14 protein-coding genes and 1 pseudogene are annotated in these 16635 nt (G+C 37.4%); all 15 read left to right on the forward strand.

What is annotated here, in order from left to right:
- On the forward strand, window positions 1-461 hold a 461-nt coding region (locus GEZ85_RS01995; protein WP_153214781.1), incomplete at its 5' end, for a CPBP family intramembrane glutamic endopeptidase.
- 356 nt (window positions 462-817) lie between these two features.
- A complete protein-coding gene (locus tag GEZ85_RS02005) occupies window positions 818-1435 on the forward strand; it encodes an RpiB/LacA/LacB family sugar-phosphate isomerase (RefSeq protein WP_153209565.1) in 618 nt (205 codons plus the stop codon).
- Between the two features lie 203 nt (window positions 1436-1638).
- Window positions 1639-2409, forward strand: coding sequence for an alpha/beta hydrolase (locus GEZ85_RS02010; RefSeq protein ID WP_153209563.1), 771 nt, complete (start codon window positions 1639-1641; stop codon window positions 2407-2409).
- 47 nt (window positions 2410-2456) lie between these two features.
- The gene (locus GEZ85_RS02015) at window positions 2457-3311 is read left to right on the forward strand and encodes an ADP-ribosylglycohydrolase family protein (protein WP_153209561.1); all 855 of its coding nucleotides are present in this window, start codon (window positions 2457-2459) and stop codon (window positions 3309-3311) included.
- Between the two features lie 122 nt (window positions 3312-3433).
- Window positions 3434-4315 carry a diacylglycerol/lipid kinase family protein gene (locus GEZ85_RS02020; RefSeq protein ID WP_153209559.1) on the forward strand — a complete coding sequence of 294 codons (882 nt, stop codon included), beginning with the start codon at window positions 3434-3436 and terminating at the stop codon, window positions 4313-4315.
- Between the two features lie 63 nt (window positions 4316-4378).
- Window positions 4379-4864, forward strand: coding sequence for a phosphoribosylanthranilate isomerase (locus tag GEZ85_RS02025; RefSeq protein ID WP_143952107.1), 486 nt, complete (start codon window positions 4379-4381; stop codon window positions 4862-4864).
- Between the two features lie 182 nt (window positions 4865-5046).
- A pseudogene (locus tag GEZ85_RS02030) lies at window positions 5047-6786 on the forward strand (glycoside hydrolase family 13 protein).
- Between the two features lie 85 nt (window positions 6787-6871).
- The gene (locus GEZ85_RS02035; RefSeq protein ID WP_153209557.1) at window positions 6872-7744 is read left to right on the forward strand and encodes a DUF4300 family protein; all 873 of its coding nucleotides are present in this window, start codon (window positions 6872-6874) and stop codon (window positions 7742-7744) included.
- Between the two features lie 303 nt (window positions 7745-8047).
- Entirely contained in the window at window positions 8048-9841 is a 1794-nt protein-coding gene (locus GEZ85_RS02040) for a KAP family P-loop NTPase fold protein (protein WP_153214783.1), read from the forward strand.
- Between the two features lie 139 nt (window positions 9842-9980).
- Window positions 9981-10292: a hypothetical protein gene (locus tag GEZ85_RS02045; RefSeq protein WP_153209078.1), complete on the forward strand. Its 312-nt coding sequence runs from the start codon at window positions 9981-9983 to the stop codon at window positions 10290-10292.
- Between the two features lie 551 nt (window positions 10293-10843).
- Window positions 10844-12304, forward strand: a complete 1461-nt coding sequence (locus GEZ85_RS02050) for an aminotransferase class I/II-fold pyridoxal phosphate-dependent enzyme (RefSeq protein ID WP_153209080.1) — start codon at window positions 10844-10846, stop codon at window positions 12302-12304.
- Window positions 12305-13165 (forward strand): polyamine aminopropyltransferase, encoded by an 861-nt coding sequence (gene speE / locus GEZ85_RS02055; RefSeq protein ID WP_000366713.1) that lies wholly within the window; start codon window positions 12305-12307, stop codon window positions 13163-13165. It begins immediately after the preceding gene.
- A complete protein-coding gene (locus GEZ85_RS02060; RefSeq protein WP_153209082.1) occupies window positions 13162-14421 on the forward strand; it encodes a saccharopine dehydrogenase family protein in 1260 nt (419 codons plus the stop codon). The genes speE and GEZ85_RS02060 overlap by 4 nt, the downstream gene beginning before the upstream one ends.
- Complete coding sequence (gene nspC, locus GEZ85_RS02065) at window positions 14421-15548, forward strand: carboxynorspermidine decarboxylase (RefSeq protein ID WP_153209084.1); 1128 nt, start codon at window positions 14421-14423, stop codon at window positions 15546-15548. Before GEZ85_RS02060 ends, nspC begins: the two co-directional genes overlap by 1 nt.
- Window positions 15545-16630, forward strand: coding sequence for an agmatine deiminase (aguA, locus tag GEZ85_RS02070; protein ID WP_153209086.1), 1086 nt, complete (start codon window positions 15545-15547; stop codon window positions 16628-16630). The genes nspC and aguA overlap by 4 nt, the downstream gene beginning before the upstream one ends.
- Window positions 16631-16635 lie beyond the last annotated feature (5 nt).

Consider the following 16635-nt stretch of genomic DNA (forward strand, 5'->3'; position numbering starts at 1 on the left):
TCTCTGTATCTTCCTTAGAATTAAACGGAGTATCAATTTATCTGATACCGCTATTCTTTATACAATTAATTTTTTTTGGCGGTGGACATGAAGAATTAGGATGGAGAGGTATATTACAACCGTTACATGATAAAAAATATACTTATTGGCAATCTAATTTGATTGTAGGATCAATTTGGGGGATTTGGCATCTGCCTTTATGGTTTATAGTTGGAGAAAGCCATCAAGGATTTCCTTTTATTTTATTTTTTATATATACATTATTTTTAAGTTTTGTTTTAGGGCTTCTTTATCGTCAAACGAAATCTGTGGGGTACTGTCTATTATTTCATGCGTTCGCAAATTTGTTAAATCTCTATTTTGTGTTAAAAATTAATGTTATTTTTATTATCATATTTATTACTTATTTAATTTATACAATATTGGCGAGTAATAGAATTAGTAAGGAAACAACATTTTAAAATTTAGATCAGGATATCCATTATTGAAAGTAACGATTTGCTAATTAGATGATCTATGTTAGATAATTTTCTATTATAATTTAAAGTGGAGTGATAAATGTCGTTTCTTTTGGAAGTGGCGAAAATCTTTCCGTTCCACAGTATCATTCTAAAATGATTTTTACTGCCTTTCGTTTATTAGTATAAAAGAAGAATATTTTCATATGTTGAGGCGGTAGTTTTGATGTTAAAAGTTGCAACCAGTGAATAAATGAAGTGTAGAAAATAAAGGCTTATTCAATTCAACATATGATGAATTACCGGCACCCAAACCAAAGAAAAAGAAATCATTAAATTAGAAGTTGTAGGGGGGAAGAATGAGAATCGGAGTTATTCAAGCAAGTTCGCAAGCGACCAAAAATCAAATAATCTATGATGCTGTATTAAAGTATGCTCCAAAGAAATCTGAGGTTATAAATTTTGGCTGTACGATGGAAGAAAATGAAAAATACTCGTATATAGAAATTTCTATTCTTATAGGTATCTTGTTGGCAAGTAGGACAGTTGATTTCGTTGTTACGGGCTGTTCTTCCGGACAAGGAATGATGCTTGCTTGTAATAGTATGCCTGATGTCATTTGCGGGTATGCACCTACACCGAATGATGCCTATTTATTTGCTCAGATTAATAATGGAAATGCGATATCATTACCATTAGGTGAAGATTATACATGGTCAGGTACTGAAAATCTTGAAAGAACAATAGAAGCTCTTTTCTCGGAGCCATTTGGGCAAGGATACCCCAAAAGTGAGGCAGAGAGAAAGGTAAGAGATGCTGAGAAACTTAAAGAAATAAGAAGAATGGGGCAGGTTCAGTTTGAAGAATTCGCAAATGTACTAGATATATCATTGTTTGAATCAATAAAGAGGAAACAGAATGTAATTCAGAATGTAAAGGCGTATGGGAAGAAAGAAATAGCTGATTTAATAAAATGAGTAAATAACAGTTTGTCGGGGTAATACCTTTTAACGATAACCTTATGCTATTGTCAAAAGGTTTATAGACATGTCCCCACATACATGTTCACTTGGCATACATAGTGTTCACTCGTTTTATGTCGAGTTTGTGGTACTGCTTTTAAGAGCTGATTGAACAAGGAAAATTAGCTAGTGAAAGTCCTACAGTAAGGAGTTTAAACATGAAATTCCATGAATTTGGTGATAAGAATTTACCTCCTATCTTACTAATACACGGTGGTGGCAGTTCTTGGTGGAATTATCTTCGTCAAGCACGAATCTTGTCAGAAAAATACCGTGTTATTTTACCTACTTTGAATGGTCACGGCGAGGAATATCAACTTGCTTATGTTTCTACTGAAGATTCTGCTTTGGAGATTCTAGACTATATCAAAGCAAACTGTAGTGGGAAATTGTTTGCAATCGGTGGTGTTTCACTTGGTGGTCAAATTGCCATGGAGCTTTTGTCTTTAGACAGTGAAATTGCTAAGAAGGCCATCATAGACGGAAGCCTCTGTATTCCTCAACCAATGTTATCTAAAATCAGCATCTTTCTAGTGTCTCTATTTGGTAAACTGATGTTCAATAAATTCTCTTGCAAACTTCAGTTAAGCATGATGAACAAACTCTATCCTAAACTGGCTTATCCAGAGGAAATTAAATCTTATTATTTGGAGGATCTGCCAAGGACGCCTGTTAAAACATTGGTGACCATTTACAAAAACTATATGGGGCATTACAAGCTGAAAGATATGATTTCTGCTAGCAAGGCTCAGGTTCTGTATATCTATGGTGAAAAAGAATTGAACTGTGTGAAAGAATCAGCGAAATTATTTCATCAGCTACATGCAAATACAATTTTGTATGAAGCAAAGGGCTATAATCACGGCTATTTGTCAGCTTACCTGCCTCAAGAGTGGATTGATTTGGTGGCACCATTTTTAAAGAGTTAACCATTGGGAATGTGTAATAAATCTGATATGTCACAAGGAGGAATCTCATGCTAGGAGTAATCGTTGGAGACATTGTTGGCTCTGTTTACGAGTGGAACAATATCAAAACGAAGGACTTTCCTTTATTTCGGAAGGACTGCTTTTTTACAGATGATACGGTTATGACTTGTGCTGTTGCAGAAGCGATTATGAACGGGGGACAAAAAGACGACTTCATTGACGCGATGAAGAAATATGGCAGACTGTATCCGAATGCTGATTACGGTGCTCGGTTTAATGCATGGCTAAAGAGCGATAACCGTGAGCCTTATAATAGCTTTGGGAATGGTTCGGCTATGCGTGTTTCTCCATGTGCTTGGGTCATGGACTGTGGTTTTTATGCGAGAACTGGAATGTGGCCATCATCTAGAGGACTTGCGAGTATTTCTGCAGAGGTAACCCATAATCATCCAGAAGGTGTCAAAGGTGCTATGGCTACAGCTGATGCTATCTTTCTGTGTCGTTTTTACTTTGATGGTTATTGTAGAGAATACGAGCAACCAATTAACGACAATCCTACAGAGTGTAAAAGACGGATTAAGGATTATATAGAGAAGACATACGGCTACAATCTATCTCAAACTTTAGATGAAATCCGCCCTAATTATCGTTTTAACGAAACTTGCCAGGATACTGTTCCTCAAGCCATTATTGCCTTTCTTGAGAGTAGAGACTTCGAAGATGCGATAAGGAATGCCATCTCACTTGGTGGCGACAGTGATACACTTGCTGCAATCACTGGCAGCATAGCAGAGGCAGCTTATGGTATTCCTGATTGGATAAAGGAAAAGGCCTACTCTTACTTGGATGAACCCTTAAAGGATGTACTAAGGCGATGGGATAATAAGGTTGATATAAAATAAAAGAGTTTCAATCTCCGGTACGTCAGATTTCTCTTTTCCGTATTTTCATTGTATAATAGGATTACATTTACTTGCATACGACGAAATGTAAACATTTTTATTTAAAATTAAGGAGAATATTAATGAAAAAAGCAATGGTAATTATCAACCCTACCTCTGGTGGGGAGAAGGCTCTGGATTATAAAGAAAAGCTGGAGAATAAAGCAAAAGAATATTTTGAGCAAGTGGAAACCAAAATTACAGAAAAAGCGCTGGATGCAACACATTTTGCTGAAGAAGCTTCTCGTGAGCAGTACGATGCAGTGGTTGTTTTTGGTGGAGATGGGACTGTCAATGAAGTCATTTCGGGTATTGCTGAGAGAGACTACATTCCTAAGTTAGGGATTATCCCTGGTGGGACGGGTAACCTCATTACGAAACTGTTGGAAATCAATCAAGACATCGATGGCGCAATTGATGAACTGGATTTTGATTTAACCAATAAGATTGATATCGGAAAAGCGAATGACAATTATTTTGGTTATATTTTTAGTATCGGTTCTCTACCTGAAGCGATTCACAATGTTGAAATCGAGGACAAGACAAAATTCGGTATTTTAGCCTATGCTGTAAATACTATGAAGTCTGTCATGACGGATCAGGTCTTTAATATTAAGGTTGAGACAGAAAATGGAAATTATGTTGGTGAAGCTAGCCATGTGTTGGTTCTCTTGACAAATTACTTCGCTGATAAGAAAATCTTTGAAGAAAATAAAGACGGCTATGCCAACATTTTGATTCTGAAAGATGCTTCTATATTCTCTAAATTATCCGTCATTCCTGATTTACTAAAAGGGGATGTTGTCGCAAATGATAATATCGAGTATATCAAAGCTCGTAATATTAAAATTTCTTCTGATAGTGAATTGGAGTCGGATGTTGATGGCGATAAATCGGATAATCTACCTGTAGAAATCAAAGTCCTAGCTCAGCGAGTAGAAGTATTTTCAAAACCGAAAGAGTAAAAGATAAAAATTAGTTTATTATTCACAACGAAATTAAGTTCTATATCAACGATTGGAGGAGGAATGAATTCTCTATTTGATGAATTTCGAACAATTTGTTATCATTTAAACCAAATCGGAATCACACCGACTCTCATGGGGTCCTTGGGTTTTGAATACCGTTCAAATGAGGAATGGAGGCCGTCTGACATTGACATTCATGTGCCTGGTGATCCTAGAGGTTGGGAAGCACCTGATCATCTCAGAATTTATGAGTGGGACAAGATAATGAAAGTGATGAAACACTTAGGCTACGCCTTAATAGATATTCATGAGCATGAATTCCAAAAAGATGGTCTGAGTGTTGAATTCGGAAGTATCGATTCTTTACCTGATTTTGCAGGAGTTTCGGAATCGGATATAGAGCTGATTCATCTCGAAAACATCACTTTTCGCGTTCCAAGTTTGGAACAGTTTTTAAGTATTTATAAGGCTTCTTCCCAAGATTCTTATCGAAATGAGCACAATAACAATAAGGATTTTAAAAAAATTGAGTGGATGGAAAGATAGTTGTAAATCATCATTTGAAAAGTAGCAAGTTGTAAGACTGGCTGCTTTTTTATTTATAGAACCAAACCACTAGAATCTACGGACAAGCCTTGAAAATAAAATACGAAAGTAGTATACTGGGATTACGATTATGAAAACGTTTGCGCAATAAGATAAATAAAAGTGAATTAGGAGACAGAACAGTGGAATTAACAGCCATTTACCACAGACCAGAGTCGGAGTTTGCCTATCTTTATAAGGATAAGAAGCTTCATATTCGGATTCGAACTAAGAAAGGGGACATTGAAAGCATCAACTTGCATTATGGTGACCCTTTTATCTTTATGGAGGAGTTTTATCAGGATACAAAAGAAATGTCCAAAATAACTTCTGATGCCTTATTTGATTATTGGCAGATTGAAGTGACAGTTGACTTTGCACGTATCCAGTATCTCTTTGAACTCAAGGATACAGAAGGCCAAAGTATTTTGTATGGCGATAAAGGGTGCGTTGAAAATTCTCTAGAAAATCTTCATGCCATTGGAAACGGATTTAAGTTGCCTTATCTTCATGAAATTGATGCATGCCAGGTTCCTGATTGGGTTTCAAATACGGTATGGTATCAGATATTTCCTGAGAGATTTGCCAATGGAAATGCTTTATTAAACCCAGAAGGGACTTTAGGCTGGGATTCATCTATCACACCTCAGAGTGATGATTTATTTGGTGGTGATTTACAGGGGATTATTGCTCATCTGGATTACTTGCAAGACTTGGGCATTACTGGACTTTATCTTTGTCCGATCTTTGAATCTACGAGCAATCATAAGTACAATACGACAGACTACTTTGAAATTGACCGTCATTTTGGAGATAAGGAAATCTTTCGAAAACTGGTCGAGCAAGTCCATCAGCGTGGCATGAAAATTATGCTGGATGCTGTATTTAATCATATTGGTTCGCAATCGCCTCAATGGAAAGATGTTGTCAAAAATGGTGAACAGTCTGCTTATAAAGATTGGTTCCATATTCAACAATTCCCAGTGACGACTGAAAAGTTAGCCAACAAGAGAGAGTTATCCTATCATGCTTTTGGTTTCGAGGACTATATGCCCAAGCTAAATACAGCCAATCCAGAGGTCAAGGATTATCTTTTAAAGGTCGCGAGTTATTGGACTGAAGAGTTTGATATTGATGCTTGGCGTTTGGATGTGGCTAATGAGATTGACCATCAGTTCTGGAAGGATTTTCGTAAGGCAGTTCTAGCTAAAAAACCTGATCTTTATATCCTTGGAGAAGTCTGGCATACGTCTCAGCCTTGGCTAAACGGAGATGAGTTTCACGCGGTCATGAATTATCCTTTATCTGATAGTATCAAGGACTATTTCTTACGTGGTGTTAAGAAGACTGACCAATTCATCTATGAAATTAGTGGTCAGTCTATGTATTACAAGCAACAGATTTCAGAGGTTATGTTTAATCTCTTGGATTCGCATGATACAGAGCGAATCTTGTAGACGGCAGATGAAGATGTTCAACTGGTTAAATCAGCCTTAGCCTTCCTCTTTTTACAAAAAGGAACACCCTGCATCTATTACGGAACAGAGTTAGCTTTAACCGGAGGTCCAGACCCAGATTGTCGTCGTTGTATGCCTTGGGAACGTGTATCAAGTGACAATGATATGCTGAATTTCATGAAGCAGCTGATTAATATTAGAAAACAAGCGTCATCAACCATTCAGCATGGTAAGTATAGCCTAAAAGAAATCAAACAAGATATAGTAGCTCTGGAATGGACATACGAAGGCCGGGTCCTTAAAGCAATCTTTAACCAATCAAAAGATGATTATCTTTTGGAGAAAGAAGCAGTAGCACTAGCAAGCAATTGCCTAGAATTGGAGAATCAGCTTGTGATTTCTCCAAATGGATTTGTGATTTTCTAAAAAGTAGTGGATGAAGATTATGATTTTAAGTTCAATTTATATAGTATAATAAGGCTAATTACTAAACCTGTAAAAGGAGAAGAAGATGAAGAAATCAAGAAAATTAGCCACATTAGGAATCTGTTCCGTCTTGTTTTTAGGCTTGACTGCTTGTCAACAACAAAATACTACTTTTGAAGGGACGAATCAAAGGCAAACCAGTTCAGCGAAAGTTCCATGGAAAGCTTCATACACCAACCTAAACAATCAGGTAAGTACAGAAGAGGTCAAATCTCTCTTATCAGCTCACTTGGATTCAAATAGTGTTGATGCCTTTTTTAATCTTGTAAATGATTATAATACTATTGTCGGCTCGACAGGCCTATCAGGAGATTTCACTTCCTTTACTCACACCGAATACGATGTTGAGAAAATTAGCAACCTTTGGAATCAAAAGAAAGGCGATTTCGTTGGTACAAACTGTCGTATCAATAGTTATTGTCTTTTGAAAAATTCAGTCACAATTCCAAAACTTGAAAAGAATGACCAATTGCTTTTCCTAGATAACAATGCGATTGATAAGGGGAAGGTCTTTGATTCACAAGATAAGGAAGAATTTGATATTCTATTTTCTAGAGTTCCAACTGAAGCGACTACAGATGTCAAAGTTCACGCTGAAAAGATGGAAAAATTCTTCTCCCAATTTCAATTTAATGAAAAAGCTCGAATGCTATCTGTAGTTTTGCACGACAATCTGGATGGTGAGTATCTGTTTGTAGGCCACGTTGGTGTTTTAGTGCCGGCTGATGACGGCTTCTTATTTGTAGAGAAATTGACTTTCGAAGAGCCCTACCAAGCTATTAAATTTGCCAGCAAGGAAGATTGCTACAAGTATTTAGGCACCAAGTATGCGGATTATACAGGTGACGGACTAGCTAAGCCTTTCATCATGGATAATGATAAGTGGGTTAAGCTTTAATAGTGGTAAGATATGACAGTAATCCTAGGACATTTATATTTTTGATGAGTTAATAATTAATAGCCAGGAACCACGAAAAAATGAAACATTTATTGGTTATATCCAAAGATACGATATTGATGGGGAAGGCAATCAATCAGAAGTATGGGAAGTGACTGAGGAGGAAGATTAGATATTTTGTAACATATCTCTAACAATCATTGCTTTTTAGAACTTTAAAATTTAGTTTCATTAACAAAAATTAAATGTAATGTTATTTTAAATTTATTATAATATAAATAAAATATTTTGAAAGGAAAATACATGTACAATTCATTTTCAGATGTTCCAACAGTAAAAGACGAATTAAAGGTTGACGAATATATTCTTGGATTATCAAATTTTATTTCAGGATGTGAAACTCCTTTAACACTAGCTATTCAAGGTGATTGGGGAACTGGAAAAACCAGTATTATGTATCAGGTTGAGGAAAAACTTAAGGAAAAAGCTTCCAGTAATTCAAAAGGAAAAATTAAAACAATCTTTTTTAATACTTGGCAATATTCACAATTTGATATGGATAAGAATTTAGCAGTCACGTTAATTACAGATTTAATTGATGAATTAGAAGTAACTGATGTAAATAAAATAGAAAACTTAAAAAAATCTTTAGCAGTTATTACAAAAAGTATGGAATATCTTAAACTAGATTTTGGTCTCTTAAATATTGAAAAAATTAATAATCAACTTCTAAAATTTATAAGCAATGAAGAGAAATCGAATAACCTAAAAAATCTAAAACAAAATCTACAAAGTATGATTGATGAGTCTATCAAAGAAAATAATTATGAAAAGATAGTAATTTTCATAGATGATCTTGACAGATTATTCCCTCAAAAAGCGATTGAATTCCTAGAAATTTTAAAACTTTTCTTAGATTGCAGAAATTGTGTCTTTGTTTTAGCTATTGATTATAATGTTGTTTTAAGAGGAACAAAAAGTAAGTATGGTGATGATTTGGACAACGAAAAAGGAAAAGCTTTTTTTGAGAAAATAATTCAAGTACCTTTTACTGTGCCGGTTGCAAATTATCATATGGAGAACTTTGTTAATGTCTCTTTAGAAAAAATTAATTTTCATTTTGATAATGATGTTACAAAGAATATAACACAATTAATTAGAGATTCAATAGGAAATAATCCTCGCAGTGTCAACAGATTATTCAATTCTGTTAGTCTCTTGATGCATATTATAAATCCAAATAATGAGTTAGAAAATGATGATAAATTACTAATCATAGCTACAGTATGTTTTCAATTACGCTTTAATGAAGCTTATGACTATTTATTAACTTCGTATAACAATAGTCCAGAAGATTCTGAAGAAACCAAATATTTTCTTATTGATTTACTTGAAAATTCATTTGAAATACCTGATGATGCTGATTATAATTCTCTCGTATTTCGTTATGGTATCTTTAGTTTTAAAAATCAAAAGGAATTAGAATCTTTCAGAAAATTTTTTAATACTTTGAAATTATTGCTTAAATATAATGTTGATAAATTAGAAGTTGAAGAGTTCGAAAATTTGATGAAAAAAATGAGTTCTTCAAATACGATTTCAACCGGAAACTTAGACATAGATATAAATAAAACATCAACTCAAAATCATTCACCTAATGAAGATGTTCAATTCGTTATCCGTAAATTATTTAATACACTAGTTAATACTAATCATTTCGACCTTTCAAAACCAGAGTATTTTGGAAAAGAGAATAAGGAAGAACGCGAAATGTCAATTTCATTAGATTTTATAAAAATAGCTAATGAATATAATGTTGTTAGGTTAACACAAGGAAAAGGGCAAGGCTTAAATATCTACTCTCAAAATAATAAATCAAATTCTATTTATATATCGGGTGATACTTATGGAAATATAAATAATGATGGTATACAAATTTATGTTGATAAGAAACTAGTAGGAAAGATAAATAGAAGTACTTATAAACATTTTAAAGCTAAAATGTTACGAGAGAATCCTCAAAAGTATGACGAATTTGAAAAAACTTTTATAAATGATTTTTTTAAGCTCTTGGAAAATGTAAAAAATTATATTTAACTTTTTAGTGTATTTCACTTTTATTAGTTGATTAAATGCTAAAATCTTATCAGCGTGAAGATTTCCAAAGGTTTATGCTTTGTAGTTTTATCTTGATTGGTATATAATTTAACTTAGAGTAAATAGGAGGACTAATCGAATGGAATTAAAAGATTTTACAGAAAAAGAACAGAAAATGATTAAGAAGGGACTTACGACGTCTAAGATTAGTGACAAGGAAACTGCTGAGAAGATTCTTGCACTAGTACCACAAGACTTGATTAAGAGAATCCCATTTTTCGTCAGAAAACATGCTACGACCCGTACGATTAAACGTATTTCAATTGAACACCCTGAACTCTATGCTGCAGCTCAAACAAGTGGTGAGATTCCAGAAAAAGAACGCGAAGAATTACGTCAGATTATCACGACTATCTTTGAACAAAAGATGAATAAGCATAGTATTCGTTAAATACAAAATCTGAGAACTAGAGCCTTCTAGTTCTTTTTATATTCGCTTTCACATTATACAGTTTATAAAAATCTATATAAAATAATATATTTCCGAACAAAAATAGATATTTTTTCAAAAAAGTACTTTACAGAGTGTTGGAAGTATGTTATATTAATAAAGCTTAGAAAATGAGATGATGTTTTCTAGCAAATATAAACCCGAGTAAAAAATGCCTACGGACAGGCAGGGTTGAATGCCGAAGCGTGGTTGAAAAACCACATTATTGATAGGGTTAAAAGCCTACTTTTATAAGTTGATGTTAGGACACTTGTCCTAATTCATAAATTTTAGTGTGGTGAAAGCACACGTCATCTTGTGAAACGATCAATAAAGTACGTAATATTTGCTACTAGAGAGTTAGGAAACATCGGGAACAGACATACTCAACAGAAACAAACATAAAAACGTCAGAAGATTGCAGAGCAGGTGAAAACCTGCTCTTTTTTCATGAGTCAACCTTTAGTTCCTTAGTTTTCATAAGGTCCTAAAAATATGGAAAGGAGTATGTCTTGAAAGAGTTAGATCAAAACCAAGCTCCAATTTATGAGGCCTTGGTGAAGTTACGCAAGAAACGGATTGTTCCCTTTGATGTTCCAGGTCACAAGCGTGGACGAGGAAATCCAGAACTTGTCGAACTCTTAGGAGAAAAATGTGTAGGTATTGATGTCAATTCGATGAAACCCTTGGATAATTTAGGCCACCCCATTTCGATTATTCGGGATGCAGAGGAGCTGGCAGCTGATGCTTTTGGAGCTAGCCATGCCTTTCTCATGATTGGAGGAACAACTTCATCGGTGCAGACTATGATTCTCGCAACCTGCAAGGCAGGAGATAAGATTATTCTGCCACGAAATGTCCACAAATCTGCTATCAATGCGCTGGTTCTATGTGGTGCCATTCCCATCTATATCGAGATGAGTGTAGATCCTAAGATTGGTATCGCTTTAGGTCTTGAAAATGACCGAGTAGCCCAGGCCATAAAGGACCATCCAGATGCCAAGGCCATTTTGATTAACAATCCTACTTACTACGGGATCTGTTCAGATCTAAAGGGGTTGACAGAAATGGCTCATGAAGCTGGCATGATGGTTTTAGTAGATGAGGCCCACGGAGCGCATTTGCATTTTACTGATAAATTGCCGATATCTGCTATGGATGCAGGTGCTGATATGGCAGCAGTTTCCATGCATAAGTCTGGTGGGAGTTTGACCCAAAGTTCGCTTCTTTTAATCGGGGAGCAGATGAATCCTGAATACGTACGTCAGATTATCAATCTTACCCAGTCAACATCTGCCTCTTACTTGTTGATGGCTAGTCTGGATATTTCGCGTCGCAACTTGGCTCTTCGAGGTAAAGAGTCTTTTGAAAAGGTCATTGAGCTATCCGAGTATGCTCGTCGTGAAATCAATGCTATCGGTGGATACTATGCCTACTCAAAAGAGTTAATAGATGGTGTGTCGGTCTGTGATTTTGATGTAACCAAGCTGTCAGTTTACACTCAGGGTATTGGCTTAACAGGTATCGAGGTTTATGACCTCTTACGAGACGAATACGACATTCAGATTGAGTTTGGTGATATTGGCAATATCTTGGCCTATATTTCGATTGGTGACCGTATCCAAGACATCGAGCGCTTGGTTGGTGCTCTTGCTGATATCAAGAGACTCTATTCACGAGATGGGAAGGACTTGATAGCTGGAGAATATATCCAGCCCGAGTTAGTGCTGTCTCCACAAAAAGCCTTCTATTCAGAGAGAAAAAGTTTGTCTTTAGACGAATCTGTTGGACAGGTCTGTGGAGAATTTGTCATGTGCTATCCTCCAGGAATTCCTATCTTGGCTCCTGGTGAACGCATTACACGAGAAATTGTCGACTATATCCAATTTGCCAAGGATCGTGGTTGCTCCCTCCAAGGGACGGAAGATCCCGAGGTCAATCACATCAACGTCATTAAGAGAAAGGAGAACTAGATGGATTTATGGTTTTCTGAAGTTCATACTCCAGATGTCAAATTGTCCCTGAGAACAGCCAAGCAACTCTACGCTGGTAAAAGTGAATGGCAGGATATCGAAGTCTTGGATACGCCAGCTTTTGGGAAAATACTGATTTTAAATGGGCATGTCTTGTTTTCAGATGCGGATGATTTTGTCTACAATGAAATGACCGTCCACGTTCCCATGGCTGTTCACCCAAATCCCAAGAAAGTCTTGGTTATTGGGGGTGGTGACGGAGGTGTTGCCCAAGTATTAACACTCTATCCTGAACTGGAACAAATCGATATCGTGGAACCAGATGAGATGCTGGTTGAGGTCTGTCGTGAGTATTTCCCAGACTTTGCTGCGGGACTTGATGACCCTCGTGTTACCATTTACTACCAAAATGGGCTTCGTTTTTTACGAAACTGTGAAGATGATTACGATATTATCATCAACGATGCCACTGATCCATTTGGACATACCGAAGGGCTCTTTACCAAGGAATTTTACGGTAATAGTTATCGGGCTCTGAAGGAAGACGGCATCATGATTTACCAGCATGGGAGTCCTTTCTTTGACGAAGATGAGTCGGCTTGCCGAAGCATGCACCGTAAGGTTAATCAAGCATTTCCAATCAGTCGGGTTTATCAGGCCCATATCCCAACCAGTCCAGCGGGCTATTGGTTGTTTGGATTTGCTTCGAAAAAATACCACCCTGTCAAAGATTTTGACAAGGAAGGCTGGAAAAAACGCCAGCTTTTCACAGAATACTACACTGCAAACTTACACGTGGGAGCCTTTATGTTGCCCAAGTATGTTGAGGACATTTTAGAAGAAGAGGAAGGAAAAAAATGAGTCGTTTATTAGTTATTGGATGTGGGGGCGTTGCCCAAGTTGCTATTTCAAAGATTTGTCAAGATAGTGAAACCTTTACAGAGATTATGATTGCTAGCCGTACTAAGTCAAAATGCGATGACTTGAAAGCGAAGCTAGAAGGCAAAACAAGTACAAAGATTGAGACAGCAGCTCTTGATGCTGATAAGGTTGAAGAAGTGATTGCCCTGATTGAAAGCTACAAACCAGAAGCTGTTTTGAATGTAGCTTTACCATATCAAGATTTAACCATTATGGACGCTTGTTTGGCAACAGGTGTTCACTATATCGATACGGCCAACTACGAAGCAGAAGACACAGAAGACCCTGAGTGGCGTGCTATCTACGAAAAACGTTGTAAGGAACTTGGATTTACAGCCTACTTTGACTACTCATGGCAATGGGCTTATCAGGAGAAATTCAAAGAAGCAGGCTTGACCGCTCTGCTTGGATCTGGCTTTGACCCAGGTGTGACCAGTGTCTTTTCAGCCTATGCCCTCAAACACTACTTTGATGAAATCCATTATATCGATATTTTAGACTGTAATGGTGGTGATCACGGTTATCCATTTGCAACAAACTTTAACCCAGAAATCAATCTACGCGAGGTTTCTGCGCCAGGTTCTTACTGGGAAGATGGAAAATGGGTCGAAGTGGAAGCTATGTCAATCAAGCGCGAGTATGATTTCCCTCAGGTCGGACAAAAAGACATGTATCTCCTTCATCACGAAGAAATCGAATCATTGGCCAAGAACATTCCAGGCGTTAAACGCATTCGTTTCTTTATGACTTTTGGTCAATCATACTTGACGCACATGAAATGTTTGGAAAATGTCGGTCTCCTTCGTACGGATACCATGAACTTTAACGGCCAAGAAATTGTTCCAATCCAATTTTTGAAAGCCTTGCTTCCAGATCCTGCTAGCCTTGGCCCACGTACTGTAGGTAAAACCAATATCGGCTGTATCTTTACAGGTGTCAAAGACGGTGTTGAAAAGACCATCTATATCTACAATGTTTGTGACCATCAGGAATGTTACGCAGAAGTTGGTTCACAAGCTATTTCTTACACAACAGGAGTTCCAGCCATGATTGGGACAAAATTGGTTATGAACGGAACTTGGAAACAAGCTGGAGTGTATAATCTTGAAGAATTGGATCCAGATCCATTTATGGAAGCTTTGAATGAGTACGGTTTGCCTTGGGTTGTGGTTGAAAATCCACAAATGGTGGACTAATGAAGCTAGAACAAGTACCAACACCAGCCTATGTTATTGACTTGGCCAAGTTAGAAGCCAATTGCCGTATCCTACAATATGTACAAGAAGAAGCTGGCTGCAAGGTTTTGCTTGCCCAGAAGGCTTATTCCCTCTATAAAACTTATCCCTTGATTAGCCAGTATCTATCAGGTACGACTGCAAGTGGTCTCTATGAGGCCAAGCTAGCTAGAGAAGAGTTTCCGGGAGAAGTTCATGTCTTTGCGCCGGCTTTTAAAGATGCGGACTTGGATGAATTGATTGAGATAACAGACCATATCGTTTTTAACTCAGAGAGACAGTTGCGTAAACATGGGGTTCGTTGCAAGGAGGCTGGTATCAGTGTTGGTCTCCGTATCAATCCTCAATGTTCAACACAGGGTGACCATGCGCTCTATGACCCTTGTGCACCTGGTTCTCGTTTTGGAGTTACTCTAGACAAGATTCCTAGTGATTTGCTGGAATTGGTAGACGGTCTTCATTTTCATACCCTTTGCGAGCAGGGAGCAGATGATTTAGAGACAACTTTGAAAGCTGTAGAAGCGCTGTTTGGTCCCTACTTACATGAGGTCAAATGGCTCAATATGGGGGGCGGACACCACATCACAAGAGAAGGTTACGATGTGGATTTGCTGATTTCTGAGATCAAGCGTATCCGAGAAACTTATAATCTTGAAGTCTATATCGAGCCGGGTGAAGCCATTGCGCTCAATGCTGGTTATCTAGCAACTGAAGTATTGGATATTGTTGAAAACGGCATGGAAATCTTGGTTTTAGATGCCTCTGCGACCTGCCATATGCCTGATGTACTTGAGATGCCCTATCGTCCACCTTTGAGAAATGGCTTTGAGGCACAGGAAAAAGCCCATACTTACAGACTTTCTTCTAATACCTGTCTGACGGGCGATGTGATTGGTGATTATAGCTTTGAAAATCCAGTCCAAATCGGTGATAGACTTTATTTTGAAGATATGGCTATTTACTCATTTGTTAAAAATAATACCTTTAATGGTATTGGATTGCCCAGTCTCTACCTCATGGACGAACAGGGAGACTGCAGCTTAGTCAAAGCCTTCGGCTATCAAGATTTTAAAGGGAGATTATCATGATGGACAGTCCAAAAAAATTAGGCTATCGCATGCCAGCAGAGTACGAACCCCATCACGGAACCTTGATGATCTGGCCAACAAGACCAGGATCTTGGCCTTATCAAGGTAAGGCAGCTAAAAAGGCTTTTAGCCAGATTATCAAAAGCATAGCAGAAGGGGAGAGAGTCTATCTTTTGGTGGAGCAAGATTATCTATCTGAAGCCCAAGACTACCTTGGAGATAGCGTTGTTTATTTAGACATTCCCACCAATGATGCCTGGGCGCGTGATACTGGCCCAACCATTCTCCTTAATGATAAAAGGGAAAAGTTGGCAGTAGACTGGTCTTTCAATGCTTGGGGTGGAGCTGTAGATGGTCTCTACCAAGACTATGAAGATGATGATCAAGTAGCCAGTCGTTTTGCTGAGTCCTTGGAAATGCCTGTTTATGATGCCAAACCTTTTGTCCTAGAAGGCGGAGCGATACATAGCGATGGTCAAGGAACCATTATCGTAACTGAAAGTTGCCTTCTCAGTCTTGGTCGCAATCCTCATCTGACTAAAGAGGAAATCGAGAGTACCTTATTAGAGTACCTTGGAGCTGAAAAAGTCATTTGGCTTCCTTATGGTATTTATCAGGACGAAACCAATGAACACGTTGACAATGTTGCTGCCTTTGTTGGTCCTGCTGAGCTTGTTTTGGCTTGGACAGACGACAAAAGCGATCCTCAATATGCCATGTCAGCAGCTGATTTAGCGCTTTTAGAAAAGGAAACAGATGCAAAAGGTCGTCACTTCACCATTCATAAACTTCCAATTCCAGCCCTTCATCAAGTTGTAACCAAAGAGGATTTGCCAGGCTACATCTATGAAGAAGGAGAAGAAGAGCGATACGCAGGTGAACGACTAGCAGCTTCCTACGTAAACTTTTATATCGCCAACAAGGCTGTCCTTGTTCCCCAGTTTCAAGATAAAAACGATCAAGTGGCCTTAGATATCCTCAGTAAGTGTTTCCCAGACCGTAAAGTTGTCGGAATTCCAGCCAGATATATTCTATTAGGTGGTGGCAATATCCACTGTATCACCCAACAAATCCCAGAATAGGAGAA

Origin of the sequence: Streptococcus mitis, from assembly GCF_009496205.1 — a bacterium.
In the GTDB taxonomy this organism is placed as follows: domain Bacteria; phylum Bacillota; class Bacilli; order Lactobacillales; family Streptococcaceae; genus Streptococcus; species Streptococcus mitis_BN.

Coding starts and splice junctions, on each gene's coding strand:
- GEZ85_RS02005 (WP_153209565.1), top strand. CDS start 818: ATGAGAATCGGAGTTATTCAAGCAAGTTCGCAAGCGACCAAAAATCAA.
- GEZ85_RS02010 (WP_153209563.1), top strand. CDS start 1,639: ATGAAATTCCATGAATTTGGTGATAAGAATTTACCTCCTATCTTACTA.
- GEZ85_RS02015 (WP_153209561.1), top strand. CDS start 2,457: ATGCTAGGAGTAATCGTTGGAGACATTGTTGGCTCTGTTTACGAGTGG.
- GEZ85_RS02020 (WP_153209559.1), top strand. CDS start 3,434: ATGAAAAAAGCAATGGTAATTATCAACCCTACCTCTGGTGGGGAGAAG.
- GEZ85_RS02025 (WP_143952107.1), top strand. CDS start 4,379: ATGAATTCTCTATTTGATGAATTTCGAACAATTTGTTATCATTTAAAC.
- GEZ85_RS02035 (WP_153209557.1), top strand. CDS start 6,872: ATGAAGAAATCAAGAAAATTAGCCACATTAGGAATCTGTTCCGTCTTG.
- GEZ85_RS02040 (WP_153214783.1), top strand. CDS start 8,048: ATGTACAATTCATTTTCAGATGTTCCAACAGTAAAAGACGAATTAAAG.
- GEZ85_RS02045 (WP_153209078.1), top strand. CDS start 9,981: ATGGAATTAAAAGATTTTACAGAAAAAGAACAGAAAATGATTAAGAAG.
- speE (WP_000366713.1), top strand. CDS start 12,305: ATGGATTTATGGTTTTCTGAAGTTCATACTCCAGATGTCAAATTGTCC.
- GEZ85_RS02060 (WP_153209082.1), top strand. CDS start 13,162: ATGAGTCGTTTATTAGTTATTGGATGTGGGGGCGTTGCCCAAGTTGCT.
- nspC (WP_153209084.1), top strand. CDS start 14,421: ATGAAGCTAGAACAAGTACCAACACCAGCCTATGTTATTGACTTGGCC.
- aguA (WP_153209086.1), top strand. CDS start 15,545: ATGATGGACAGTCCAAAAAAATTAGGCTATCGCATGCCAGCAGAGTAC.